The following is a 24,827-nucleotide window of genomic DNA, read 5'->3' on the forward strand; positions in this document are numbered from 1 at the left end:
TTCATCAGCGCGCCGCCGGCCGTGACCGCGCCCTCGAACACCAGCGGCTGGAGGGAGGCACGCGCGGTGTACAGCGCAGCGGTGTATCCGGACGGGCCGGAACCGATGATGATCACGTTACGGACGTCGCTCACTGCATCTCCTGGTTCGCATGGGCGTCCCGCTTGCGCGGGGGAGGGCGGTCGCTCCGCCGCCCCGGACAACGACTTACCAGTCTCCCGCATTCCCAGGCCCGACCGCACCAACCACCCACGGTCCGGGAGTGGGCGGCGTGGAACGGTGAGGAATCAGGGGGCCGGGACGGTGCTGTGCAGCAGGATCGTCGAACCGGGGCAGTCCGGGGTGGCCAGGTAGACGTCCAGCGGCCCGCTGCCGCCCGGCGGGCGGAATACCAGGGCCAGCACCGGCCGGCCCTGGTAGCTGCCCGTTCCGGCGGTCAGCGGCGGTTCGCCCGGGTGCCCGGCGGCGCTCAGGGCGCAGGCCGCGGGGCCGTTGCCGGCGTCGGCCGGGGAGAGGCCCGCGGCGGGTTTGGTGGCCAGCAGTGCGTGGATCTGGGCCGGGAGCTGGTCGGCGGTGAAGTCCGGGCCGCCGCTGCCTGCGGTGAGGTTCGGGCCGTCGCTGCCGGCGACGTTCGGCTTGGGGTGCGAGGCATCGGCGGTCGTCGGCTGGGGCACGGCCTTGCCGTCGGTGGCCGTGGCCACCGTGCTGCTCGGTGCGTTCCGGCTGAGCAGCACGCCGCCCACGGTGGCCACCACGGCCACGGCGGCGGTGGCGAGCAGCAGGCTCAGGGTGCGACGGCGGCGGCGCTCGCGGCGGCCGGGGCCGCTCGCGGCGCGCGGGGACCCAGCGGGCCCCCCGGTGCGGGGCGGGCCGGACGGGCCTGCGGCGGGGCGCTCCGGACGGTCGTCGGTGCGGGTCTCGGTCCGGTCCTCGGGGTGGGTCTCGGTGCGCGCGGCGGACTCGGCGGCCAGCGCCGCGGTCAGCCGGTCGGCGACGTCCTGCGGCATCGGCGGGGCGGGGGTGTCCGCCAGCAGCTCCGGGAGACCGCGGAGCGCGGCGTAGTCCTCGGCGCAGGACGGGCAGCCGGCCAGGTGGTGGTGGAGCGGCTCGGCCTGCTCGGGCGGGAGCAGCTCCTCGGCCAGGTCGGCCAGCACGTCCAGATCGGGGTGCTCGGAAGGCGGGTGCGGCGTCATCGCGGGGTCGCATCTCCTTCCAGCGCGGTGGCGGGATCCGTTGGTGGGACGGGGGCGGGCCGGTTCGGGTTCCCGGCTCGGGGCGCGGGCGGTGTTCCACGTGGAACACCGGGGGCCTCCCGGGGGCCTGGGGCGAGGCCTGTTCCACGTGGAACACGGGCCGGATCGGTCTCCTGCGGAACGCGGGCGGCGGCGGTTCCACGTGGAACCTGGGCAGCATCGGTTTCACGTGGAACACCACCCGGGCCGAGGTGGCGCAGCAGCGGCAGCAGCCGGGCCCGGCCGCGGGCGCAGCGGCTCTTGACGGTGCCGACCGGGACGCCGAGCACCTCGGCGGCCTCGGCGACCGGGTAGCCCTGCATGTCGACCAGCACCAGGGCGGCCCGCTGGTCGGCGGGCAGCGCGGCCAGCGCGTCGGCCACCTCGCGCCGGGTCTCGGAGCGCACCGCGTGGCTCTCGGCGCCCTCGCTGGTGCCGAGCGCGGCCTCCGGCGGGCCGCCGGGGTGCTGGTCGAGCGACTCGGCCCGGCGGACGGCGCCGCGGCGGGCGCGGTCCAGGCAGGCGTTGACCACGATCCGGTGCAGCCAGGTGGTGACCGCCGAGCGGCCCTGGAAGCCGGCCGCGGCGCGGAACGCGGAGACCAGGGCGTCCTGGAGTGCGTCCGCGGCCTCCTCGCGGTCGCCGAGGGTGCGCACCGCGACGGCCCACAGCCGGTCGCGGTGGCGGTGTACCAGTACCCCGAAGGCGTCCGGATCGCCCGCCGTGTGCCGGGCGAGCAGTTCGGCGTCGGTGGGCTCCTCGGCCATCCGCCCCCTCCTCGCGGTCCGGCCGTCCGCTCCGGCGGCCGTGGGTCACCATCGTTGGGGATCCGGCGGGGCGGATCAAGAGGTGCCGGGGTTCCGGCTGCCGGTCGGGGCTATCCGTTGACCTGGATCTCGGCGATCTTGCCGCGGTAGCCGCCGTCGTCGCCGGTGGGCAGGTTGGTGAGCCAGACCAGCAGGTACCGGGTGTTGACCGGGGCGGTGGGCTTCAGGCTGACCTTGCTGCCGGAGCCGGTGGCGATCTGGCTGAGGGTCTTGAAGCCGTTGTCGTCGGCGGTCGGCGCGGTGGTGGCGCCGGTCGGGGCGGCCCGCAGTTCGACCTTGGTGGAGCCGATGAACTGGACGTCCACCGAGCTGACGGGGTGGGGCGAGCCGAGGTCGATCAGCAGGCCGGTGCCGGGCCGCCAGTCGCCGAGCTGGTCGTTGTAGCGCTGGGTGGTCCAGGCGGTCGACGGGTTGCCGTCGGTGGCGTTCGGGACCTCGCTGGTGTGCTCGTCCTTGTTGTCGCCGTACGCGTTGAACGGGACGATCGAGCTGATGGCGAGCTTCGCGCCAGTGGCGGCGGGGGCGCTGCCGCTCGGGGTGGGCGCGGGCGAACTGTGGCTGGTGGTGTCGTTGTCCTTCTTGTTGACGTACTCCACGGCCTGCCAGGAGCCGACCGTGACGGCGGACAGGGCCAGCAGCGAGGCGGTCCACTTGAGTACCCGGCGCAGGCCGCGACGGCGGCGCGGAGCGGGCCGGGGGGCGACCGGGGCCGGAGCGGGGGCCGGTGCGGGGGCGGGTGCGGTGGTGGGGATCGCCTGGGTGGGCGCGGCGGGGGAGTAGCGCGGCCGGGAGGTGGGCAGGGCGCGCAGCGCGGGCGGGGCGGGCTGCTCCGGCGGGCGGATCTTGGGCAGCTCGGCGATGGCCGCGGCCAGTTCGGCGGGGGTGGTGATCGGCGTCTTGTGCTGCGGCGGCTGCTCGCACAGGATCCGGGCGGCGAGCTCCGCCAGGCCCTTGTGGACGCCGGCCCGGACCTGGTCCGGGGGCACGCAGCCGAGGTCCTTGGGGAGCCCCTGGAGGTCGTAGCGGTCCTCCGGGTAGGGCCAGCGGTGGGTGAGCGCGGCGTACAGCAGTGCGCCGATCGCACGGACGTCGGTCAGTTCGGCGTCCTCGGTGGGCAGGCCTCGCAGGGCGGCGTCCACCGCGATGCCGTTGATCCGGTACTGGCCGCCGTCGGTGCGCAGCACGCACTTGGGGGTGAGCCGCAGGTGCGCCTGGCCGCGCTGGTGGGCGGCGGCGATGGCGTCGGTGACCTGGCGGACCATCTGGTAGGCGTCGTAGGGCTCGAGGGGGCCGTCGGCCAGCAGTTCGGCCAGGTCGCGGGCGCCGGGCAGCCACTCGCGGACCACGTACACCAGCTCGCCCTCCTGCACCGCGTCCAGCACCTGGACGAAGCGCGGGTCGCCGAGCAGGGCGGCGCTGCGGGCGGCGGTGAGCACCGACTTGGCGCGGCGGTGGCCGGCCGAGAGCAGGTGGACGCCGACGGCGCGGCGGAGCTTCTCGTCGACGGCGCGCCAGCTGGTGAAGGTGTCCGACTCGGAGATGCACTCCTCCAGCCGGTAGCGGCCGCCGATCTTGTCGCCGCTGTGTCGCTGCGGGGCGGGCAGCACGGTGGGCAGGGTGGCGGTGTCGGCGTCCAGGGTCTCGGTGCTGGTGGCCGGGGCGGGCTCGGACGGCTCGACCGGGGGCAGCGGGCGGCGCACGCCGCGGCTGCGGGAGGGGCGTTCGGTGCGGGCGGCGCCCTGGGCGGCCAGCTCGGCGTCGATCTCCTGCGCGGAGAGCGGGGCGGTGGCCTCGGCGAGCGGCTGCTGCGGTTCGTCGCTTCCGGCCTCGGCGGCGGCTGCGGTGGGGGCGGGCCGCAGGGGGGTGGCCGCGGTGTCCTTCACCCGGGACTTCGCCGAGCCGTTCGCCCCGTCCTTCGACGCGTCCTGGGGGGTGCTCTTCGCGGCGTCCTTCGGGGAGCCGTTCGCGGTGCTCTTCACCGCGCGGGCGGCGGAGCCTTTCGCGGTGGGGCCGCGGTCGGATCCGGTGTCGCGCTGCGAGGTTCCGGGCGCGGCCTCGGTCGCCGCCCCGTCCGTCTCGGACGTGTCGACGATCGCCTTGGTGCCGTCAGCCACCGTGGTCCTGCCTCCCCTTGTGTCGTCCCGGGCCAAGCCGGGACGGTCGACGAGCCGCTGCCGGAGTGGACGTCCGTGCTGCAAGGTCAATTGTGCCCACTCCCGGCCCCCCTGTACGACCGCTGAGAGTGCCTGGAGGTTGCCCACTCGCCCACTTCCGTGCGAACGGCAGACGAATGGGCCGGAATCGGGGGCGTGCCCCGACTCCGGCCCACCGTAGGCGGACTGGGTCGTCGACGGATCGTCAGCACTCCGGGTGACGTGCCGTCAACCTGTGACCGGTGTTCCGGGTCAGCGGCCGAGCCGCCGGCGGACCATTCCGGTGAGCGCGTTGAGCTCCTCGATGCGCATCCGGCGGGCCAGCAGCAGGAACACCGCGACCTGGACGACGGCCGCCGCCAGCAGCGTCAGCACGTTGCCGAGCCAGCCGTCCAGCACCCGCAGCGCGAACAGCTCGATCGCCAGGCCGACCACGGCGGCGGGCAGCGAGGCGATCGCCAGCCGGACGTAGGTCTTGGTGATCCGGGCGGTGTCCAGGCCGCCGATCCGCGCCTTCAGCTTCGGCACCGCGACGAACACGCCCACCGCGTAGGACAGGCCGTAGCCCAGCGCCATGCCGGTCACCGCCCACTGCGCGGGCAGCACCAGCCAGCACAGCACCGCGGTGCCGGCCTGGGTGAGCGCCACCCAGACGGTGTTGGAGAACGGGGTGCGGGTGTCCTCGTACGCGTAGAAGCCGCGCAACAGCACGTACTGCACCGAGTACGGGATCAGGCCGAGGGCGAACGCGGAGAGCATGTAGCCGACCGCGGTGGTGCCCTGCGCGGCCGCGCCGCCGTTGCCCAGGCCGTAGATCGAGGAGCCGATCACCGGGCCCAGCGACAGGAACAGGAACGCCGCCGGGACGATCGCCACCGCCGAGGTGCGCAGGCCGTAGGAGAGGTCGTCGCGGACCGCCCCGGCGTCCTGGTCGGCGGCCGCCCGGGACAGCCGGGGGAGCACCGCGCTCATCACCGACACGGTGATCACGGCCATCGGCAGCTGCCAGATCAGCAGCGCGTTGGAGTACGCGGCCAGGCCGACGCCGAGGTGGCCGTCGTGCTCGGCGGCCTTGCCGGACGCGGTGGCCAGCTGCGTCACCACCAGGAAGCCCGCCTGGTTGGCCAGCACGAACAGGAAGGTCCACTTGGCCAGCCGGGCCGCCTTGCCCAGGCCGTGCCCGCGCCAGTCGAAGCGCGGCCGGAACGAGAAGCCCGCCGAGCGCAGGTACGGGATCATCGACAGCGCCTGCACGGCCAGGCCGAGCATGGTGCCGATGCCGAGCAGCCGGACGCCCTCGGGAGAGATGGCCTGCGGGGTGACCCCGGTGTGCTGGAAGGTGCCGTACACGCCGATGTACATCGCGAAGGTGAAGATCACCACGAGGTTGTTCAGGACCGGCGTCCACATCATCGCGCCGAACCGGCCGCGGGCGTTGAGGATCTGGCCCATCACCACGTGCACGCCCATGAAGAAGATGGTCGGCAGGCAGTACCGGGCCAGCGCGACCGTGGTGTCGGCGCTCTGCTGGTCGCGCATCAGCGCGTGCGAGATCAGCTGCACCAGCACCGGCGCGGCCAGCACTGCCACGAACACCACGCCCGCCAGGCCGGTCACCACCAGGGTGAGCAGCCGGTTCGCGTAGGCGGTGCCGCCGTCCTCGTCGTTCTTCATGCTGCGCACCAGCTGCGGGACGAACACCGCGTTCAGCGCGCCGCCGCCGATCAGGATGTACAGCAGGGTGGGCAGGGTGTTGGCGGCGTTGTACGAGTCGCCCATCGAGGCCACGCCGATCGCGGCGGCGATCACCATGGTGCGCAGGAAGCCGGTGCCGCGGGAGACCAGGGTGCCGGCCGCCATGATGGCGCTGGAGTTCAGCAGCCCGGCGACCTTGCTGCCGGCACCGTCGACGAGCGGCTCGGTCGGGGCGGTCGGGGCCGGCGGGGCGGTGGGCTCGGGCGGCGCGGCAGCGGCGGCGTTGGCCTCCAGCACGGCCGCATCGGCCCGCATCACCGCCTCCTCCTCGGACAGCGGCGGGTCGAACTCGATCGGCGGCACGTACGGGTGGCGCTCGCCCCCCGCGGGGCCCGGCTCGGGGGCCGCCGGGGCGGGCTCGGGGTCGTCCGGCGTGTCGACGTCCGTGGCCATTGTCACGGCCTGCGCGGGTTCCGGTGCCGGCGCCGGTGCCTCTTCGGGCGCGGACAGCAGGGTCTCCACGCCGACGTACTCGGCGGTCCCGGTGTCCCGGCGCGACCTGGCCGGTTCGGCGGCCTCCGCGGCCACCTCGGCGGCGATCGACGCCCAGCGCGGCGCCGGCGCGGTCAGCTGCAGGGTGGCCTCGGACTCGCGGCTCGGCTGGCCGGGCACCGCCGCCGTGGCCTCCGGGGCGTCCTGGGCGCCCGCGGCGTCCGGCAGGTCGACCTCGCCGTACGGGTCCGTGCCCCCGTACGCCTCGGCGGCGTACGGGTCACGGGCGTAGGTGTCGGCGACGTACCAGTCGGCGGTGGGGTCGGCGGGGGCGGCGGCGGACCGTGGACCGCCCGCGCGGTCCTCGGGCCCACCTCCGCCCTGGTCCTGGGTTGCTCGCTCGCTCCGCTCGTTCATGCCACCAATCCACGTCAGAGAGGGGGGACTGGCGCCCGGGGGTGAAGCGCCTAGTGATCCACCTTCTCATCACCGGAGACCCGATCGCTGTCATCCCGGTCGGACGAGGGCTCCGCGTCGGTCGGCTTCCTACCGGCGTCGGCCCGCGCGTCGGTCGGCTTCCCGTCGGCGTCGGCCTGCGCGTCGCCGTCGTCACCGCCCTCGGCGTCCGACAGCAGCCGCTCCGGGTCCTCGTCGATCTCGCCGGCCGCCTTGCGCTTCTTGCGCTGCAGGTAGAACCGCAGCCCGGCGAGGATCATCAGCGCGGTGCCGCTGGCGATCACGTACGTCACACCACTGGCCACCGAGGTGACGTCGACGACGAACTCCACCGGTTCGCCGTAGCGCCGCGGGTTGGGGCCGGTGGTCCACAGCTCGGCGTTCACCTTGACCTGGCCGTTGACCTGCGCCTCGGCGGGGAAGCGGAAGGTGCGGCTGGTGGTGGCGTCCAGCACCACGGGCTGGTTGTCGCCCACGAGAAGGCGGTTCTGCTGGCTCGAGTAGAGCCGCAGCTCCAGGTTGCCGACCGCCTGGGTGAGGTCGTTCTTCACGCTGATCAGCAGCGTCGCGTTGTCGCCCGGCAGCGTCACGGTGCTCTTCTTCGGCACCCGGACCGCGGACTTCAGGTTGTCCAGGTAGCGCTGCACGCCGGCCCGGTAGTCGACGCCGGCCTTCTGCTGGTCGCGCCAGCTGGTGGACATCGACCGCACCATGGCCGCGCTGAACGGGCCGCGGACCCGCTCCGGCTGGGTGAGGATCATCATCAGCTGGTCCACACCGTCCTGGATGCCCATGGTGGCGGTCAGCTCGGCGGAGGACAGCTCGGCGCCGGTCGCGTCGCCCGGGTAGTCGTTCGGGACGTCGGTGTTGACGCCCGGGTCCGCGGGCAGCTCGGAGACCTTCTGCAGGGTGGCCGGGGTCACCCAGCCGCCGCTGCCGGACGCCGCCTGCATCGAGTCGCGCAGCGCCAGCGCGGTGCCGACGGTCAGCGAGCGGGACGGCAGCACCAGGACGCCGCGCGGGTGCTCCGGCTCCTGGTGGGCGATCGCCAGGGTCTCGGCCAGGAACCGCTGCTGGGCCGCGGTGCGGTCGTGCACGGTGCCCAGGTCGCCCTGGAACAGCGAGGCCAGCACGGCGTCGGAGACCACCGCGGTCTGCCCGTTGCCGATCGGACGCGCCGCGCCCGGCGTGTACGTCAGCTTGTCGGACTCCGGCATCGACGCGCCGTTGACCAGCACCAGCCGGCCGCCCGCCGCGTTCGCCACCGCCGCCGTGCGCTGGTCCAGCAGACCCCGGTACGGCCAGGCCACGTCCGACTGGGCGTTCACCTGGAGGCGGCCCTCGGTGGTGACCTGCCCGGCCGTCATGGCCTTGCGCAGCGCGTTGTCCATGCCGTTCAGCTTGGCGCCGTTGTGCGCGATCGACGCCAGGTCCGGGTCGGCGTACGGCAGCGACACCACCTCGGAGCCCTGCTTCGACACCGCCGTTTTCAGCTTCGCCAGCCAGGCCGTCGCCGCGTCGCGCCCGGTGCCCGGCACGGTGTTGTCGTCGCGCGCGGACTCGCCGGAGGTGCCGGGCTTCTGCACCCGGTACGTCTTGGTCATCGCGAGCACGGTGTCCAGCAGGTCCGGGTCGATCGCCCAGGTCAGGTTCGGCATGTTCGCGCCGATCTCGACCAGCTGGTTCAGCCGCCCGTCACCGGTCAGCTCGCCCACCAGGCTGTCGTCCCGGAGCACCGGCGTCTGGTCCTGGTCCGGCATGGTCTGCGCGACCAGCACCGGGGCGTGGGTCAGCGGCCACACCACCGCGACCGGCGAGGGCTTGGCGGTGGTCCGGCCCTGGACCGGCAGGTAGGTGCGGGCGATGCCCAGCGAGTGCGCCTTGTCGTCGCCGGTCCGGCCCCAGAGGTCCACCGCCAGCTCGTAGCTGCCGGTCTCCTTGGCGCCCAGCGCGGACACCGGCACCGGCAGGGAGAAGTCCTTGCTCTGCCCCGGGTCCAGGTCGCCGACGTCCTGCGCCGGGTTCTCCAGCGGGGTGCCGTCCTTGGCGCTCGGCGAGCCCCAGGAGCCCATCATGTCGATGTCGCTGCGGGTCGCCAGCATCGGCTTGCCCGGGTTCGGCACCCGGACCATGACCTTCGACGACTTCAGCTTCTCCGAACCGGAGTTGGTGACCTTGCCGGTGATCGTCACGGTGTCGTTCTCGTGCACGATCTGCGGCGCCCCGGTGCCGACCTGCACCGTGTCGATCTGCACCGCCGCCGGGTACTCGCCCGACGCCGTCACCAGGGTGCCCGGCCCGGCCGCCGCCGGGGCGGCCGCGAGGGCCCCGACCAGCCCGCCTGCCAGCAGGGCGGCGGTGCTCCTGGCCAGCCGGCCCGTCCACCGTCCGCGGCGCCCGGCCCCTGCCGCGCCCCGCCCGGTCCGCTCGTCCACGCGCGTCCTCGCCGTTCCTGATCGTCTCGATCGACCCACGCACCGACGCGGCCCCGCCCGACCCCGGCGGTCTCCGACAAGGAGCGTTCACCCGGCATGGTAACGACGCTTTGCGGCACGCAGTGTTGCGGGCCGGAAGCTGGCCGGAGCGGCGGGGCGGAGGAAACAGGAGGGCGGCGGGGCAGGGCGGGCACGTACCCTTGTGAGCCGTGTCCACTGCCAATGCGTCCAGCACCAATCATTCCAGCTCCGCCGACCGGATCGCCCTGCCGGGCCTGACCGAGGCGCAGACCCTCGGCCTGCAGGAACTGCTTCGGGTCTCCCCGGTCGCCGACGAGATCGCCCGCCGCTTCGAGGAGGCCGGCCACCGGCTCTCGCTGGTCGGCGGCTCGGTCCGGGACGCCCTGCTCGGCCGGCTCGGCAACGACCTCGACTTCACCACCGACGCCCGCCCGCAGCAGATCCTCAAGCTGGTCAAGGGCTGGGCCGACGCGGTCTGGGACGTCGGCATCGCGTTCGGCACCGTCGGCGCGCGCAAGGACACCACGGACGGCTCGTTCCTGATCGAGATCACCACCTACCGCAGCGAGGCCTACGACCGCAGCTCCCGCAAGCCCGAGGTCAGCTACGGCGACTCGATCGAGCAGGACCTGGTCCGCCGCGACTTCACCGTCAACGCGATGGCCGTCGACCTGCCCGGCCGCGGCTTCGTCGACCCGCACCACGGACTGGACGACCTGGAGGCCCGGGTGCTCCGCACCCCCGCCACCCCCGAGGAGTCCTTCTCCGACGACCCGCTGCGGATGATGCGGGCCGCCCGCTTCGCCGCCCAGCTCGACTTCGAACCGGCGCCCGAGGTGGTCGCCGCGATGACCGCGATGGCCGAGCGGATCACCATCGTCTCCGCCGAACGCGTCCAGGCCGAGCTCAACAAGCTGCTGCTCGCCGAACACCCGGTCAAGGGCCTGCGCCTGCTGGTCGACACCGGCCTCGCCGAGTTCGTGCTGCCCGAGCTCCCGGCGCTGCGCCTGGAGAGCGACGAGCACCACCGCCACAAGGACGTCTACGAACACTCGCTGACCGTCCTCGAGCAGGCCATCGCACTGGAGACCGACGGCCCCGACCTGGTGCTGCGCCTCGCCGCGCTGCTGCACGACATCGGCAAGCCGCGCACCCGCCGCTTCGAGTCCGACGGCGGGGTCTCCTTTCACCACCACGAGGTGGTCGGCGCGAAGATGACCCGCAAGCGGATGCGCGAGCTCAAGTACTCGAACGAGCTGATCGCCGAGGTGTCCCGGCTGGTCGAGCTGCACCTGCGCTTCCACGGCTACGGCGGCGGCGAGTGGACCGACTCCGCGGTGCGCCGCTACGTCACCGACGCCGGCCCGCTGCTGGAGCGACTGCACAAGCTGACCCGCTCCGACTGCACCACCCGCAACAAGCGCAAGGCCGCCGCGCTGGCCCGCACCTACGACTCGCTGGAGGAGCGGATCACCGCCCTCAAGGAGCAGGAGGAGCTGGACGCGATCCGGCCCGCGCTGGACGGCAACGAGATCATGCAGCTGCTCGGCCTGCGCCCCGGCCCCGCGGTCGGCCGCGCCTACAAGCACCTGCTCGAACTGCGCCTGGAGCACGGCCCGATGGAGCACGAGGCGGCGGTCGCCGCGCTGCACGAGTGGTGGGCGGCGCAGCCGAAGGACTGACGCCCCGTCAGTGCTTGCTGGCGGCGGGCTTGGGCGGCGCGGCATTCAGCGGGCTGAGGCACAGCCGGTACTTGGTCGTCTTCTTCTTCGACCGGTACTGGCTGTCGTAGGCCGTCGATCCCGGGTACTCCTGGGCGCAGTTGTAGGTGCTGATCGTGCCGGTGTGGCGCCCCACGACCTTCCAGTTGGCGTCCGACGCGGTGCAGGCCACCTCGTCGTGCTTGGCGGTCAGGCAGTCCCCGACGCTCGCGCCCTTGCTGCCCGCACCGAACAGCGAGCCGAACCACCACAGGCCGCCGACGACCAGGGCGATCAGGCCCACGCCGATGCTCGCGCCGCGGATCCGGGCCTTCCGGGACGGCGGCTTGGCGGGCGGCGGCGCCTGCCCCCAGGCCGGCATCTGCCCGTCGCCGGCTGGCGGCTGGCCGTACGCGGGCTGCGGACCGGGCTCGGGCTGCTGGCCGTACGCGGGCGGCTGGGCGTAGCCGGAGGGCTGGCCGTACGCGGGCTGCGGACCGGGCTCGGGCGGCTGGCCGTACGCCGGCGGCTGGGCGTAGCCCGAGGGCTGGCCGTAGGACGGCGGCTGACCGTACGTGGGGGGCTGTCCGTATGCGGGAGGCTGGCCGTACCCGGGCGGTTGCTGGCCGGGCTGCTGACCGTACGGTCCGGGCTGACCGTACGGTCCGGGCTGGCCGTACGGGCCGGGTGGCGGTGGAGTGCTCATCTGTTCTTCCCCCTGGCGACGAGAGCGTGCCGTGCGCCCACGACCCTAGCGGCAGAGACCCCGTCAGGACCGGCGTGCGGCGCGGAAGTACAGCAGCGCGCCGAGCGCGTACAGCACCGCGAGGCCCAGCACCACCGGCACCGAGCGGCCGTCCAGCGGCAGGACCAGGGCGGTCACCCCGGCCGCCGCGACGAACGAGACGTTGACCAGCACGTCGTAGATCGCGAACACCCGGCCGCGGTACTCGTCCTCCACCGACTCCTGTACCAGGGTGTCCGCGCAGATCTTGGTGCCCTGGGTGACCACGCCCAGCAGCAGCGCCGCGGCCATCGCCGGGACTTCGTCGAAGGTCAGTCCGAGCGCCGGGACGAACACCGCCGCGCTCGCCAGGCAGGTCGTCATCCACCCGACCAGGCCGAGTCGCCGGGTGCACCACGGGCTGATCAGCGCGGCCACGAAGAAGCCCACCGCGGAGAGGATCACCGCCCGGCCCAGGCTGGCCAGGCCGCCCTCGGTGTCCGCCGCGCTGTTGAAGGTGTACCGGGAGAGCATCAGCACGACCACGATCAGCACGCCGTAGCAGAACCGCGCCAGGGTGACCGCGCCCAGCGCCTGCACGGCCGGCCGGCAGTCCCGCACCAGGTGCCGCAGGCCCGCCAGCAGGTCGTGCCAGGAGGTGGACAACGCCTGGCGCAGGGACGGGAGTTCGTCGCTCACCTCGGGGCCCAGCGCGTCCGGGGCGATCCGCCGGGCGGCCAGCGCGGCCGACAGGTAGAGCAGCGCCGCCAGCGTCACCAGAACGGCGTCCGCGTGCCGGCCGGGCGGCATCACCTGGTGCACCAGGAAGCCGACGACGCCGCCGGAGGCCGCCGCCACCGTGCCCAGGGTGGGCGAGAGGGCGTTCGCCGTGACCAGCTCGGACGTGGCCACCACCCGGGGCAGCGAGGCGGACAGGCCCGCCAGGATGAACCGGTTGAGCGCCGTCACCAGCAGCGCCGCCGCGAAGAACATCCAGTCCGGGGCCCGCCCGAGCAGCAGCGCCGCCGTCACCAGCCCCAGGCCGAAGCGGGCCAGATTGCCCATCAGTAGTACCTGCCGGCGCCGCCAGCGGTCCAGCAGGACCCCCGCGAACGGGCCGATCACCGAGAACGGCAGCAGCATCACCGCCAGCACCGCGGCGATGTCGGCGGGGGAGGACTGGTGCTCGGGGGAGAAGATCACGTACGCGGCCAGCGAGACCTGGAAGACGCCGTCCGACAGCTGCGAGAGCAGGCGCACCGTCAGCAGGCGCCGAAAACCGGTGCCGTGCAGCAGGCCGCGCAGGGTGGCCTCTCGCGGGATCTGTTCGACGATCACCCGCCAAGGGTGCCACGAGGCCGACGGTGTTTCACGTGAAACCTCCACCAACTTCGAGCGGCGCGCGCCCCCCGCACACCTCCGCACCACCGCTGGCGCCATCGCCCGGATGTCGTAGGGCACTTACCGGGGAAGAACTCTCTCGGAACGACGGGAGGCTCCCATGCGAGACGAGTTCACAACCCTGTTGCTCAGCCAGGTCGGCCACCACGAAGGCCGCGACCCCGACGGGACCTGGAACAACCGCCAGCGCTACAGCGAGGAAACCCCCGGCCTCGAATGGTCCGACGGTCAGCCCTGGTGCGCGACCTTCGAAGCCTGGGCCGCCCACCGCACCGGCATGGACAACCTCTGGCCCATGACGGCCTCCTGCTTGACCGCCGTCGCCTGGTGGCGCGACCACAACCGCTGGACCCCCTACCCCGTCCTCGGCGGCCCCTTCTACCTCGGCCCCGACGGCGGCGACCACACCGGAGTCGTCTACGCCTACGACGCCGACACCATTTACACGGTGGAGGGGAATACGAACGACTCCGGGTCCACCGAGGGCGACGGGGTCTACCGGAAGTCCCGGGCGCGGCGCGGGCCCGGGTCGCCGTACGGGTACGGGGTGCCGGCCTATCCGGAGGGCACGGTGTCGGCGGATCCGGCGCTCGGGGGGACGCCGGCGGCGCGGACGTCCGGGCAGGCGGGTGGGGCGCCGCCGTGGCCGGGGCGGTACCTGAAGCTCCAGTCGCCGATGATGCACGGGGACGACGTGCTGACGTGGCAGCGGCGGCTGGCCTGGCGGACCTGGGCGATCACGGCGGACGGCTGGTACGGGCCCGCCTCGGCCCAGATCTGCCGGGCCTTCCAGCAGCGCCACGGACTGACGGTGGACGGCATCGTCGGGCCGGTCACCTGGCACGAGGCCTGGAACTGAACACGCCGGAGGGCCGCCCCGCGAGATGCGGGACGGCCCTCCGGTCAAGCCTGACGAAACGTCAATGCAAGGAGCTCAAAGCTCAGCGCTCAGCGCTCAGCGCTCGACCTCGCCGCGGATGAACTTCTCGACGTTCTCCTTGGCCTCGTCGTCGAAGTACTGAACCGGCGGGGACTTCATGAAGTAGGAGGACGCGGAGAGGATCGGGCCGCCGATGCCGCGGTCCTTGGCGATCTTCGCGGCGCGGACGGCGTCGATGATGACACCGGCCGAGTTCGGGGAGTCCCAGACCTCGAGCTTGTACTCGAGGTTCAGCGGGACGTCGCCGAACGCGCGGCCCTCGAGGCGGACGTACGCCCACTTGCGGTCGTCGAGCCACGCGACGTAGTCGGACGGGCCGATGTGGACGTTCTTGGCACCCAGCTCACGGTCGCGGATCTGCGAGGTGACGGCCTGGGTCTTGGAGATCTTCTTGGACTCCAGGCGCTCGCGCTCGAGCATGTTCTTGAAGTCCATGTTGCCGCCGACGTTCAGCTGCATGGTGCGCTCGAGGATGACACCGCGGTCCTCGAACAGCTTCGCCATCACGCGGTGCGTGATGGTCGCGCCGACCTGGGACTTGATGTCGTCGCCGACGATCGGGACACCGGCCTCGGTGAACTTGTCGGCCCACTCCTTGGTGCCGGCGATGAACACCGGGAGGGCGTTCACGAAGGCGACCTTGGCGTCGATGGCGCACTGGGCGTAGAACTTGGCGGCGTTCTCGGAGCCCACCGGCAGGTAGCAGACGAGGACGTCGACCTGGCGGTCCTTGAGGATCTGGACGACGTCGACCGGGGCCTCGTCGGACTCCTCGATGGTCTCCCGGTAGTACTTGCCCAGGCCGTCGAGGGTGTGGCCGCGCTGGACGGTGACGCCGGTCGGCGGCACGTCGCAGATCTTGATGGTGTTGTTCTCGCTGTTGCCGATGGCGTCGGCCAGGTCGAAGCCGACCTTCTTGGCGTCCACGTCGAAGGCGGCGACGAAGTCGACGTCCTTCACGTGGTAGTCGCCGAACTGGACGTGCATCAGGCCGGGGACCTTACCGGCCGGGTCGGCGTCCTTGTAGTACTCGACACCCTGCACCAGCGAGGCGGCGCAGTTGCCCACGCCGACGATGGCTACGCGAACCGAACCCATTCCGGTTGCTCCCTGAATCTCATGAGGGTCGCCGTGGTGTGGCGGCACCTCGTTCCACATCTGTTCTGACTGTCTGACGGGCGCGCGGGGCGCCCACGCCTCGCCGCGAGCGGCGGCAAGGCCGGCGCGGTGCTGCTCAGCGCTCCGGTCAGGAGCGCCCCGGGCGGTCGTACGGTGGCCCGGGCGGGTCCGAGGACCCGGCGGCCGGACCATGGCCGTCCGAAGATTGCGGGGACGCGGAGTTGCGTCCGTTTCTGGTGGCGCGCTCGGTCTCGATCAGCTCGTTGAGCCAGCGGACCTCGCGCTCCACGGACTCCAGGCCGTGGCGCTGGAGTTCGAGGGTGTAGTCGTCGAACCGCTCGCGGGTGCGGGCGATCGAGCTGCGCATCCGCTCCAGCCGTTCCTCGAGCCGGCTGCGGCGGCCTTCCAGCACGCGCATTCGGACGGCCCGGTCGGTCTGGCCGAAGAAGGCGAAGCGCACGCCGAAGTGCTCGTCCTCCCAGGCGTCCGGTCCGGATTCGGCGAGCAGCTCCTCGAAGCGCTGCTTGCCCTCGGCGGAGAGTCGGTAGACGATCTTCGACCGCTTGCCGTTGAGCGCGGTGGCCGGGACGTACTCGACGTCCGGGTTGTCCTCGACCAGGAAGCCCTGGGCGACCAGGCTCTTCAGGCAGGGGTAGAGCGTTCCGTAGGAGAAGGCCCGGAACGAGCCCAGCAGGACGTTGAGCCGCTTGCGCAGTTCGTAGCCGTGCATCGGGGCGTCGTGGAGCAGGCCGAGGACGGCGAATTCGAGGACGCCGGAGCGTCGGCTCATACCGCCTTCCTCCTTCCGTAACGGGGTCCTGCTCTTCGGATGCCGGTCCGGCCCGCAAGGTATGCCGAACCGATGTGTCGCGCCGATGTATCGGCTCGATATATCGGCAACAGTAACCCTGGGTCACGGAAGGAGCAAGAGGGGCACGCGTAACCGCGATCACAAGGCCTTTGGGCAACGGGCATGTAATGAATCGAGGCCGGTTCGTCCTGGTTGGCTGCCAATGCCCGATTGGCGACCTGTCAGGGACCCGTACTCTGTCGCCTGGTGCACCCTGACCGAGAGGCTGCGGAGAGAATGAGCGAACACCGGCGCAGGTCGGCCAACCCCGGGGGCGAGGAGCCGCCCTCCAGGCGGGCGTCCGCCGGGCGTCCGTATGCCTACGGCAGCCCCGTCGAGGGCGCACCCGACTACGCGGGCGAGCAGGGCGGGCCGGCGTCCGGCGGACGCCCCGGTCCTGGGGCCGGCCCCGGTGGCCGCCGCCCGGCGAGGGAGACTGCCCAGCAGCCCCGGATGACCCGGGCGGAGATGCGCAAGCAGGGCCGCAAGGGCGGCGGTGACGGCGGATCGGAAGGCCCGCCGAACGGTCGGAACGCCGGCCGCAACGGCAAGCCGGGCAAGAAGCGGCTGATCGACTACCCGCGCTTCGGCAAGTCCGGCTTCAAGCGGTGGATGCCGTCCTGGAAGCAGGTGCTGAGCCTGTTCCTGATCTTCTTCGGTGGTGGCGTGGCCGCGATAGGCGTGGCGTACGCCGTGATCCCGGTGCCGAGCGCCAAGGACTCCATCAAGCTCCAGAACAACATCTACTACTGGGCCGACAACACCGAGATGGCCCGCAAGGGCGACACCAACAAGCAGTGGGTGGAACTCTCGGAGATCAGCCGCCCGGCCCAGGACGCGGTGATCGCGGCCGAGAACGAGACCTTCCGCACCGACAGCGGCATCGACCCCAAGGGCATCGCCCGCGCCGTCTACAAGATGGCGACCGGCGGCGAGACCCAGGGCGGTTCGACCATCACTCAGCAGTACGTGAAGAACGTCTACCTGTCCCAGGAGCAGACGCTCAGCCGCAAGGCCAAAGAATTCATCATCACGCTGAAGATCGCGGACGACAAGGACGGCATCCTCACCGGCTACCTGAACACCAGCTGGTACGGCCGCGGTGCGACCGGTATCCAGGCCGCTTCGCAGGCCTACTACGGCGTGGACGCCAACAAGGTGGACATCTGTCAGGGCGCGATGCTGGCCGGCCTGCTGAAGGGTGCGGCGCTGTACGACCCGACCCTGAACCAGGCCAACCACGACCGCATGCAGGAGCGCTGGAACTACGTCCTGGACCGGATGCAGGCGACCAAGGCCATCACGGCCGAGGACCGCGCCAAGTGCGGGCAGAAGTTCCCCGAGCCGATCGCGGTGAAGGCCCCGGCCAGTTTGAACGGCGAGGTCTCCTACCTGGTGGACACCGCCAACCAGTTCATCATGGCCAAGGACAAGACCATCACCGAGGCCAAGCTGGCCCGCGGCGGCTACCAGATCTACACCACCTTCGAGAAGGACAAGGTGGACGCCCTGAAGACGGCCGTGGACCAGGTCAAGGGCGAGGTCCTGGACGAGAGCAAGCGTGAGGCGGACAAGTTCGTCCAGGTCGGCGCCGCCTCGGTGCGGCCCAACGACGGTGCGATCGTGGCGATCTACGGCGGCGACGGCATCGAGAAGGGCCACTACAGCAACAACGCGGACTCCAGGGTCCCGGTCGGCTCGACCTTCAAGCCGTTCGTGCTGGCCGCCGCGATGCAGTACGGCGTGCAGACCAAGAGCGGTACGACCCAGCTCAACCCGGACTCGCTGTACCTGGCGGACAACCTCTCGCCGATCTACCGGGACGGCAAGCCGCTGATCGGCGACGACGGCAAGCCCTACAAGCAGCGCAACGACAGCCCGGTCACCCCCGGCTACGTCTCGCTGAAGAAGGCCATGCAGTACTCGTACAACGTCCCGTTCGTGCAGCTCGGCCAGGACGTGGGCGGCAAGACCGTGGAGAAGATGGTCACCGAGCTGGGGATCCTGCCCGGCAGCCTGGAGCCGTCCTCGACCCTCACCTTCCCGCTGGGCACCTCGCACCCGAGCTCGATCCGGATGGCCTCGGCCTACTCGGTGTTCGCGGCCCGCGGTCAGCAGACCGACCCGTACTCGGTGTCGAAGGTGATGCACGGCACCGAGGAGCTGCCGAACTTCGGCAAGCCCCAGCCGAAGAAGGTGCTGGAGCAGGCGGTCGCCGACAACATCACCGACGTGCTGGAGAACGTGGCCAAGAACGGCACCGGTAAGAAGGGGACCGAATCGATCGGACGGCCGGTGGCCGGCAAGACCGGTACCACCGACGCCGGTACCTCGGCCTGGTGGGCGGGGTACACCCCGGACCTGTCCACCGCGGTCGGCATGTGGCGCGAGGAGGCCGGCAACCCCAAGCTGCTGTCGCTGAACGGCACCGCCGGCCACGACTCCGTGCACGGTGGTGACTTCCCGACCGAGATCTTCGCCCGCTACATGAAGATCATCATGAAGGGCAAGCCGGTGCTGGACTTCCCGAACCCGGCGCCGTGGGGCCAGGAGGTCGACTCCTCGGGTGCCCCGATCAGCCCGTCCGCCCCGGCCTCGACCTCGGCCTCCGCTCCGGCGGAGCAGTCGACCGGGCCGACCGAGCCGAGCACGTCGAAGTCCCCGGAGGGGCCGCTCTCGCCGTCGCCGAGCAACAGCTCGACCTGCCAGGGCAACGGCAACAACTGCGGTCCTTCCCGCTCGCCGAAGCCGAGCAAGAGCCCGAGCGAGAGCGCCAGCGGCAGCCCGAGCGCGCCGCCCGGCGGCGGTGGCGGTGGAGGAGGAGCGGGCAACCTGCTGGGAATGATGGGCCAGTAGGGCGCACCACCCGATACCCGGACAGAGGGGCACCGGATCGCGAACGGCGATCCCGTGCCCCTCTTCGGTTGCGGGCGAGGGTGCGGCAGAATGCGCGCCATGACGTCCAGCCTGCGTGACGAGACCTCAGCGCCCGGACCGGCTCCGGCCGAGGGGCCGCTGCCGAACACCGTGGTGGTGCCCGCGGACGAGGACCCGGTGGCGGAGGCCGGCAGCGAGGTGCTGGGCGGTCCGCCCGGACGTCGGGCGCTGCTCGGGGTGTCCTGGTGGACGCCGGCGAGGTTCCTGGCGGTGACCGTGATCGTGGTCTTCGTGCTGGGTCTGTTCCAGAAGGCGTCCTGCTTCCAGGACGGCTGGTTCTTCGGCGCCACCAGCCAGTACACGCACGCCTGTTACAGCGACATCCCGCACCTGTTCTCGGCCCGCGGTTTCGCCGAGGGGTCCCGTCCGTACCTGGACCCGATCCCGCAGCCCTCGGCGGACATGCAGTACCTGGAGTACCCGGTGCTGACCGGTCTGTTCATGCAGATCGCGGCCTGGCTGACCACCCACAACGGCGACGTGATGAGCCGCGAGCAGTGGTTCTGGCTGGTCAACGCCGGAATGCTGATGATCTGCGCGGTGATCGCCGTGGTCGCGGTCTCCCGCACCCACCGCCGTCGCCCGTGGGACGCGCTGCTGTTCGCCCTCGCGCCCTGCCTGGCGCTTGACTCCACCATCAACTGGGACCTGCTCGCGGTGGCGCTGGCCGCGGTGGCGATGGCGTACTGGGCGGGGGCCCGGCCGGTGCTGGCCGGTGTGTTCATCGGTCTGGCGACGGCCGCCAAGCTCTATCCGCTGCTGCTGCTCGGTCCGCTGCTGGTGCTGTGTCTGCGGACCGGAAAGTGGCGGGACTTCGGGTTGGTGTTCGGCGGTACGGCCGGCGCCTGGCTGGTCGTCAACGTGCCGATCATGCTGGCCAACTGGAAGGGCTGGCTGACCTTCTACAGCTTCAGCCAGGTCCGCACCGAGGACTACGGCTCGTTCTGGCTGATCCTGATGCAGGCCGTCCGGAACGGGCAGCACCTGGAGACCCTGAACACCTGGATCGCCGTCCTGCTGGTGCTCTGCTGCCTGGCGGTCGGCTGGCTGGCGATCAGCGCGCCGCGCCGCCCGCGCTTCGCCCAGCTGGCCTTCCTGGTGGTCGCCGCGTTCGTGCTGACCAACAAGGTGTACTCGCCGCAGTACGTGCTCTGGCTGATTCCGCTGGCGGTGCTGGCCCGGCCGCGCTGGCGGGACTTCCTGATCTGGCAGGCCTGCGAGGTGCTGTACTTCCTCGGCATCTGGTCGTACCTGGCCTACAACGGCGACAACAAGCACCACGGCATCGACCTGCAGTGGTACCACTTCGCGATCGCCCTGCACCTGATCGGCACCCTGTACATCTGCTACCTGGTGGTCCGCGACATCCTCTACCCGGACCGCGACCCGGTGCGCTGGGACGGGAGCGACGACCCGTCGGGCGGTGTGCTGGACGGCGCCCCGGACCGGTTCGTGCTCGGCAGTGCCCGCGGCCTGCGCGAGGAGGAGAGCTACTCCGACTACGCGCCGCAGCACGAGGTCGACTGGCTGGTCGAGGCCGAGCCGGGCCCCAAGTAGCCCGTGAACGCAGGAAGCCCGTCCGCCGTGAAGGCGGGCGGGCTTCCGGCGTTCCGGCGGAGCCTCAGCGTTCGACCACCCGGTCGAAGTGGGTGGTGGTGTGCCGGACCGCCAGCGACAGTTCGTCGCCGATCGCCGGCGGCTTGAGCTCGCCGGGCAGGAACAGGATCGACACCTGCATGTGCGGCGGTTCGGCGAACCACAGCTGCTTGCCCTGCCAGCTGTACGGGGAGAGCGTCCGGTTCATGGTGGCCAGGCCGGCCCGGGCCAGGCCCTTGGCACGGGGCAGGATCCCGTTCACGTACTTGGGCGCCTCCAGGCCGACGCCGTGCGCGGTGCCGCCGCTGGCCACCAGCAGGTGGCCGTCGGACGGGGCCTTGTGCTGCCGGTAGCCGTAGCGCTCGCCGCGGCCGATCGGGGTGACGTCCAGGACGGTGGCCCGGGAGGACATCGCCTGTACGTCGCCGAGCCACAGCCGGGTGCCGATCCGGGAGCGGAACTCGGTGTCGGGGTGGCGCTCGGCCAGCCGCAGCACGTCCTTGGCGGCCAGGTGGCTCAGGTAGACGGTGCGGTCGGGGAGCCCGGCCGCACCGATCGCCCTGACCCAGCCGGCGACCTCGTCCACCGGGTCGGAGCCGTCCGGCCGGTCCAGCGGCAGGTGCAGCGCGAAGCCCTCCAGCTCCAGGTGGTCGACCGGCAGTTCGGCCAGGTCGCGGAGCGAGATGCCGTGCCGCCGCATGCCGGTCATGCACTCGACCACCACGCGGGTGCAGGCGGGCAGTGCGGCCAGCGCCTCGGCGTGCGCGACCGTCCGCACCACCCGCTCGGCGGGCAGGTCCACTTCGGGCTCGCCGACCCGGTACGGGGTGAGCACCAGCAGGTCACCGGGGAAGGCGTCGGCCATCGCCGCCGCCTCGTCCGCGGTGCCGACGGCCAGCAGGGGGCTGCCCAGCCGGGCGGCCTCCTCGGCGAGCCGTCGGTTGCCGAAGCCGTAGCCGTTGCCCTTGGCGACCGGGACCAGCCCGGGGAACTCGGCCAGCAGCCCGCGCTGGTGCGCCCGCCAGCGGCCGCCGTCCACGTACATCGTCAAGGTCATCGCGTTTCCCTCGTAAAGGTCCGACGTTGTGCTCAGCGGCGCGACATGTAGAGGTCGAGCGCCTTGTGCAGCAGCTTGTTGAGCGGGTAGTCCCATTCCCCGAGGTACTCCGCGGCCTGTCCGCCGGTGCCGACCTTGAACTGGATCAGCCCGAACAGGTGGTCGTCCTCGTCCAGGGTGTCGCTGATGCCGCGCAGGTCGTAGACGCTCGCGCCGAGCGCGTACGAGTCGCGGATCATCCGCCACTGGATGGCGTTGGACGGCTTCACCTCGCGCTTGTGGTTCGCCGAGGCGCCGTAGGAGTACCAGACGTGCTCGCCGACGGTGAGCATGGTGGTGGCGGCCAGCGCCTCGCCCTCGTGGTAGGCGATGTAGAGCCGCATCCGGTTGGGGTCCTCGGCGGTGAGCGCCTTCCACATCCGCTGGAAGTAGGACAGCGGGCGGGGGGTGAAGTGGTCGCGTTCGGCGGTGATCACGTACAGCTTGTGGAAGACCGCGAGGTCCTCGTAGCCGCCCTGGACCACCTCGACGCCGGTCTTCTCGGCCTTCTTGATGTTGCGCCGCCACAGCTGGTTGAAGCCGCGCTGGACGTCGTCCAGCGAGCGGCCGCCGAGCGGCACCTGGAACACGTAGCGGGGCTGGACGTCGCCGAAGCCGGCGCCGCCGTCCTCGCCCTGCAGCCAGCCGGAGCGGCGCAGGCGTTCGGCGGCCTCCAGGGCGCGTGGCTCGGACCAGTCCGGTTCGACGTCGCGCAGCCGCTTGGCCTCCTTGGAGGCGATCGCCTCCTTGATGGTGGCGGCCTCCCAGCGGCGGACCACCACCGGCGGGCCCATCTTCACCGTGAACGCGCCCTGGGCCTTCAGGTGCGCCAGCATCGGCTTCAGCCAGCGGTCCAGGTCCGGGTCGAACCAATCGATGATCGGGCCCTCGGGCAGGTAGGCCAGGTAGCGCTTCACCTTGGGCAGCTGGCGGTAGAGCACCAGGCCGGCGCCGACCAGCTCGCCGGAGGTGTCGAACCAGCCGAGGCTCTCGGCGCGCCACTCCGCCTTGACGTCCGCCCAGGAGGGCACCTGCATGTGGCTGGCAGAGGACCGGCTCTGCACAAAAGCCAGGTGTTCCTCACGCGTGATCGTCCGCAGACGCAGGCTCATGCTCCGTGCTCCTCCTCGTCAGGCTTTCCGAAGGTGACCCTATCGCCCGAATGGTCCGATTCGGGTGGGACGCGGTCCGACATGGGGGTGCCCCCCCGTTCGCACCTGCTGGCACAGGTACTACTCCGGGAGGGCCTTGGGGGTTGCGCGCTTTTTGCCAGGTTCACCCTGCTCTGCCGCGCGCGGGCGTCACCACACGCCCCCGAAGAGTCCGCCGTGCGCGACGCCCAGGAACAGGCCGAACGCGGCGGCGCCGGTGCCGATCACCACCACGAAGCGCTCGGCGGTGGTGACGGAGACGAACAGGCCGATCATTCCGGTGATGACGCCGACCAGTCCGGCCCACGAGCTGAGCAGGTGCAGGTTGTGGAAGAACGAGGTGACGAAGGCGACCGCGCCGAGCAGCAGCGTCACCCCTACCAGGGCGTTCTCCCGCGGATGCGGGTTCCCGTCGGTGTTCAGGGTGAACTGCGGCCGGTGGACGTTCTGCGCCATAGGACCCACCTCCTGTGGTGGAGGGAACGTTCGTTCTGTCCAGATTGATACCGATATGGGCGAAATGACAACTGCGGACACCAGGCGTTTTGTCCGTCGGTCGGCTCACCCGGTAGGCTTGCCCCTCTGCACTGGTGTAGGGCGTGCCTGCATGCCCAGCGGCAGTGCCGACGCGCACAACCCTCCTGCCACGGAGAGACCGTGGCCGTTGAGTCCAAAGGAGGTGGGTTACACATGCGTCACTACGAGGTGATGGTCATCCTCGACCCGTCGGTCGAGGAGCGCGCTGTCTCCCCCCTGATCGAGAACTTCCTCAACGTCGTCCGCACCGGCGGCGGCAAGGTTGAGAAGATCGACACCTGGGGCCGTCGTCGCCTGGCGTACGAGATCAACAAGCAGTCCGAGGGCATCTACTCGGTCATCGACCTCTCGGCCACGCCCGAGGTCGTCAAGGAGCTCGACCGCCAGCTCAGCCTGAGCGAGTCGGTTCTGCGGACCAAGGTCCTGCGCCCGGACACCCACTGAGCCCACTTTCGGCGTTCGCGCCGGAGGGCTCGCGTCCGGTGTTCCACGTGGAACACCGCTGACGAGCACCGCAGAACTTCTTTCCGAGAGGTCATCACCACATGGCAGGCGAGACCGTCATCACCCTCGTCGGCAACCTCGTCGACGACCCCGAGCTGCGTTTCACTCCTTCGGGCGCCGCGGTGGCCAAGTTCCGCATCGCGTCGACTCCGCGGACCTTCGACCGTCAGACGAACGAGTGGAAGGACGGCGAAAGCCTCTTCCTCACGTGCAACGTCTGGCGTCAGCCGGCGGAGAACGTGGCCGAGTCGCTGCAGCGCGGCATGCGCGTGATCGTGCAGGGCCGACTGCGCCAGCGGTCTTACGAGACCAAGGAAGGCGAGAAGCGGACGGTCTTCGAGGTCGAGGTCGATGAGGTCGGCCCGAGCCTGCGCTCGGCGACCGCCAAGGTCACCCGCGCCAACCGCTCCGGCGGTCCCGGCGGCGGCGGTGGCTTCGGTGGTGGCGGCGGCCAGCAGGGCGGCGGCGGGTACGGCGGCGGCAACCAGGGTGGCGGCAGCTGGGGTGGAAACCCCGGCGGCGGCAACCAGGGTCCGTCCGACGACCCGTGGGCGTCCAGCGCGCCCTCCTCGCCCAACCAGGGTGGCGGCAGCTGGGGTGGAAACTCCGGCGGCGGCTACTCGGAAGAGCCCCCGTTCTAAGCGGTGCGGGCCGGACCCCTCGCGGGTCCGCAAACGCTGACAGATCTCGTACTTAACGGAGCACACAATGGCGAAGCCGCCTGCTCGCAAGCCGAAGAAGAAGGTTTGCGTCTTCTGCAAGGACAAGGCCACTTACGTGGACTACAAGGACACGAACCTGCTGCGGAAGTTCATTTCCGACCGCGGCAAGATCCGTGCCCGCCGGGTCACCGGCAACTGCACCCAGCACCAGCGTGACGTCGCCACGGCCGTGAAGAACAGCCGTGAGATGGCCCTGCTGCCCTACACCTCCACCACGCGCTAAGAGAGGGTGACCGAAC

Annotated in this window: 20 protein-coding genes; 7 read left to right on the forward strand and 13 right to left on the reverse strand. The window is 71.5% G+C overall.

Features of this window, described 5'->3' with window-relative positions; all coding sequences use genetic code 11:
* From ACGFWJ_RS13675 to ACGFWJ_RS13700, 6 genes are all read right to left on the reverse strand, one after another.
* On the reverse strand, nucleotides 1–134 hold a 134-nt coding region (locus ACGFWJ_RS13675; RefSeq protein WP_392949430.1), incomplete at its 3' end, for an NAD(P)-binding protein.
* Nucleotides 135–287: 153 nt separating this feature from the next.
* Nucleotides 288–1,193, reverse strand: coding sequence for an anti-sigma factor family protein (locus ACGFWJ_RS13680; RefSeq protein ID WP_392948743.1), 906 nt, complete (start codon nucleotides 1,191–1,193; stop codon nucleotides 288–290).
* Complete coding sequence (gene sigM, locus ACGFWJ_RS13685; protein WP_392948746.1) at nucleotides 1,190–1,999, reverse strand: RNA polymerase sigma factor SigM; 810 nt, start codon at nucleotides 1,997–1,999, stop codon at nucleotides 1,190–1,192. Before sigM ends, ACGFWJ_RS13680 begins: the two co-directional genes overlap by 4 nt.
* A 110-nt stretch (nucleotides 2,000–2,109) precedes the next feature.
* Nucleotides 2,110–4,173, reverse strand: a complete 2,064-nt coding sequence (locus ACGFWJ_RS13690) for a serine/threonine protein kinase (protein WP_392948749.1) — start codon at nucleotides 4,171–4,173, stop codon at nucleotides 2,110–2,112.
* A gap of 291 nt (nucleotides 4,174–4,464) precedes the next feature.
* Nucleotides 4,465–6,816, reverse strand: coding sequence for a murein biosynthesis integral membrane protein MurJ (murJ, locus tag ACGFWJ_RS13695; RefSeq protein WP_392948751.1), 2,352 nt, complete (start codon nucleotides 6,814–6,816; stop codon nucleotides 4,465–4,467).
* Nucleotides 6,817–6,866: 50 nt separating this feature from the next.
* Nucleotides 6,867–9,290, reverse strand: coding sequence for a DUF6049 family protein (locus ACGFWJ_RS13700; protein ID WP_392948754.1), 2,424 nt, complete (start codon nucleotides 9,288–9,290; stop codon nucleotides 6,867–6,869).
* A gap of 260 nt (nucleotides 9,291–9,550) precedes the next feature.
* Here ACGFWJ_RS13700 and ACGFWJ_RS13705 point away from each other — a divergent pair, with 260 nt between their 5' ends.
* On the forward strand, nucleotides 9,551–10,993 hold the full coding sequence (locus ACGFWJ_RS13705; RefSeq protein ID WP_392949433.1) for a CCA tRNA nucleotidyltransferase: 1,443 nt from the start codon (nucleotides 9,551–9,553) through the stop codon (nucleotides 10,991–10,993).
* Nucleotides 10,994–11,000: 7 nt separating this feature from the next.
* On the opposite strand, the gene ACGFWJ_RS13710 is transcribed toward ACGFWJ_RS13705, so the two are convergent.
* Nucleotides 11,001–11,717, reverse strand: coding sequence for a hypothetical protein (locus ACGFWJ_RS13710; RefSeq protein ID WP_392948757.1), 717 nt, complete (start codon nucleotides 11,715–11,717; stop codon nucleotides 11,001–11,003).
* Nucleotides 11,718–11,780: 63 nt separating this feature from the next.
* Nucleotides 11,781–13,073, reverse strand: a complete 1,293-nt coding sequence (locus ACGFWJ_RS13715; RefSeq protein WP_392948760.1) for an MFS transporter — start codon at nucleotides 13,071–13,073, stop codon at nucleotides 11,781–11,783.
* Between the two features lie 163 nt (nucleotides 13,074–13,236).
* On the opposite strand from ACGFWJ_RS13715, the gene ACGFWJ_RS13720 reads away from it, so the two are divergent.
* On the forward strand, nucleotides 13,237–13,995 hold the full coding sequence (locus ACGFWJ_RS13720) for a peptidoglycan-binding protein (RefSeq protein WP_387639783.1): 759 nt from the start codon (nucleotides 13,237–13,239) through the stop codon (nucleotides 13,993–13,995).
* Between the two features lie 96 nt (nucleotides 13,996–14,091).
* Here ACGFWJ_RS13720 and ACGFWJ_RS13725 read toward each other — a convergent pair whose 3' ends face one another.
* Both ACGFWJ_RS13725 and ACGFWJ_RS13730 read right to left on the reverse strand, forming a co-directional pair.
* Entirely contained in the window at nucleotides 14,092–15,174 is a 1,083-nt protein-coding gene (locus ACGFWJ_RS13725; protein WP_043915344.1) for an inositol-3-phosphate synthase, read from the reverse strand.
* A gap of 148 nt (nucleotides 15,175–15,322) precedes the next feature.
* Nucleotides 15,323–15,985 (reverse strand): helix-turn-helix transcriptional regulator, encoded by a 663-nt coding sequence (locus ACGFWJ_RS13730; RefSeq protein ID WP_387639781.1) that lies wholly within the window; start codon nucleotides 15,983–15,985, stop codon nucleotides 15,323–15,325.
* A 297-nt stretch (nucleotides 15,986–16,282) separates the two neighbouring features.
* On the opposite strand from ACGFWJ_RS13730, the gene ACGFWJ_RS13735 reads away from it, so the two are divergent.
* Nucleotides 16,283–18,901, forward strand: coding sequence for a transglycosylase domain-containing protein (locus tag ACGFWJ_RS13735; RefSeq protein WP_392948766.1), 2,619 nt, complete (start codon nucleotides 16,283–16,285; stop codon nucleotides 18,899–18,901).
* Nucleotides 18,902–19,000: 99 nt separating this feature from the next.
* Entirely contained in the window at nucleotides 19,001–20,539 is a 1,539-nt protein-coding gene (locus ACGFWJ_RS13740) for a glycosyltransferase family 87 protein (protein ID WP_392948769.1), read from the forward strand.
* Nucleotides 20,540–20,603: 64 nt separating this feature from the next.
* Here the strand turns inward: ACGFWJ_RS13740 and ACGFWJ_RS13745 are convergent, their stop codons facing one another.
* From ACGFWJ_RS13745 to ACGFWJ_RS13755, 3 genes are all read right to left on the reverse strand, one after another.
* A complete protein-coding gene (locus ACGFWJ_RS13745; RefSeq protein ID WP_392948772.1) occupies nucleotides 20,604–21,635 on the reverse strand; it encodes an alanine racemase in 1,032 nt (343 codons plus the stop codon).
* Nucleotides 21,636–21,667: 32 nt separating this feature from the next.
* Nucleotides 21,668–22,786: a lipid II:glycine glycyltransferase FemX gene (locus ACGFWJ_RS13750; protein WP_392948775.1), complete on the reverse strand. Its 1,119-nt coding sequence runs from the start codon at nucleotides 22,784–22,786 to the stop codon at nucleotides 21,668–21,670.
* A 189-nt stretch (nucleotides 22,787–22,975) separates the two neighbouring features.
* Nucleotides 22,976–23,281, reverse strand: coding sequence for a hypothetical protein (locus tag ACGFWJ_RS13755; RefSeq protein ID WP_387639767.1), 306 nt, complete (start codon nucleotides 23,279–23,281; stop codon nucleotides 22,976–22,978).
* A gap of 234 nt (nucleotides 23,282–23,515) precedes the next feature.
* Between ACGFWJ_RS13755 and rpsF the strand changes: the two genes are divergently transcribed.
* The 3 genes from rpsF (at nucleotide 23,516) to rpsR (ending at nucleotide 24,811) form a co-directional block, all read left to right on the forward strand.
* Nucleotides 23,516–23,806: a 30S ribosomal protein S6 gene (rpsF, locus tag ACGFWJ_RS13760; RefSeq protein ID WP_387639765.1), complete on the forward strand. Its 291-nt coding sequence runs from the start codon at nucleotides 23,516–23,518 to the stop codon at nucleotides 23,804–23,806.
* A 101-nt stretch (nucleotides 23,807–23,907) separates the two neighbouring features.
* The gene (locus ACGFWJ_RS13765) at nucleotides 23,908–24,507 is read left to right on the forward strand and encodes a single-stranded DNA-binding protein (protein ID WP_387860438.1); all 600 of its coding nucleotides are present in this window, start codon (nucleotides 23,908–23,910) and stop codon (nucleotides 24,505–24,507) included.
* Nucleotides 24,508–24,574: 67 nt separating this feature from the next.
* Nucleotides 24,575–24,811 (forward strand): 30S ribosomal protein S18, encoded by a 237-nt coding sequence (gene rpsR / locus ACGFWJ_RS13770; protein ID WP_030457605.1) that lies wholly within the window; start codon nucleotides 24,575–24,577, stop codon nucleotides 24,809–24,811.
* The last annotated feature ends 16 nt before the right edge of the window (nucleotides 24,812–24,827 follow it).

The organism is Kitasatospora sp. NPDC048407 (assembly GCF_043200475.1).
In the GTDB taxonomy this organism is placed as follows: Bacteria; Actinomycetota; Actinomycetes; order Streptomycetales; family Streptomycetaceae; genus Kitasatospora.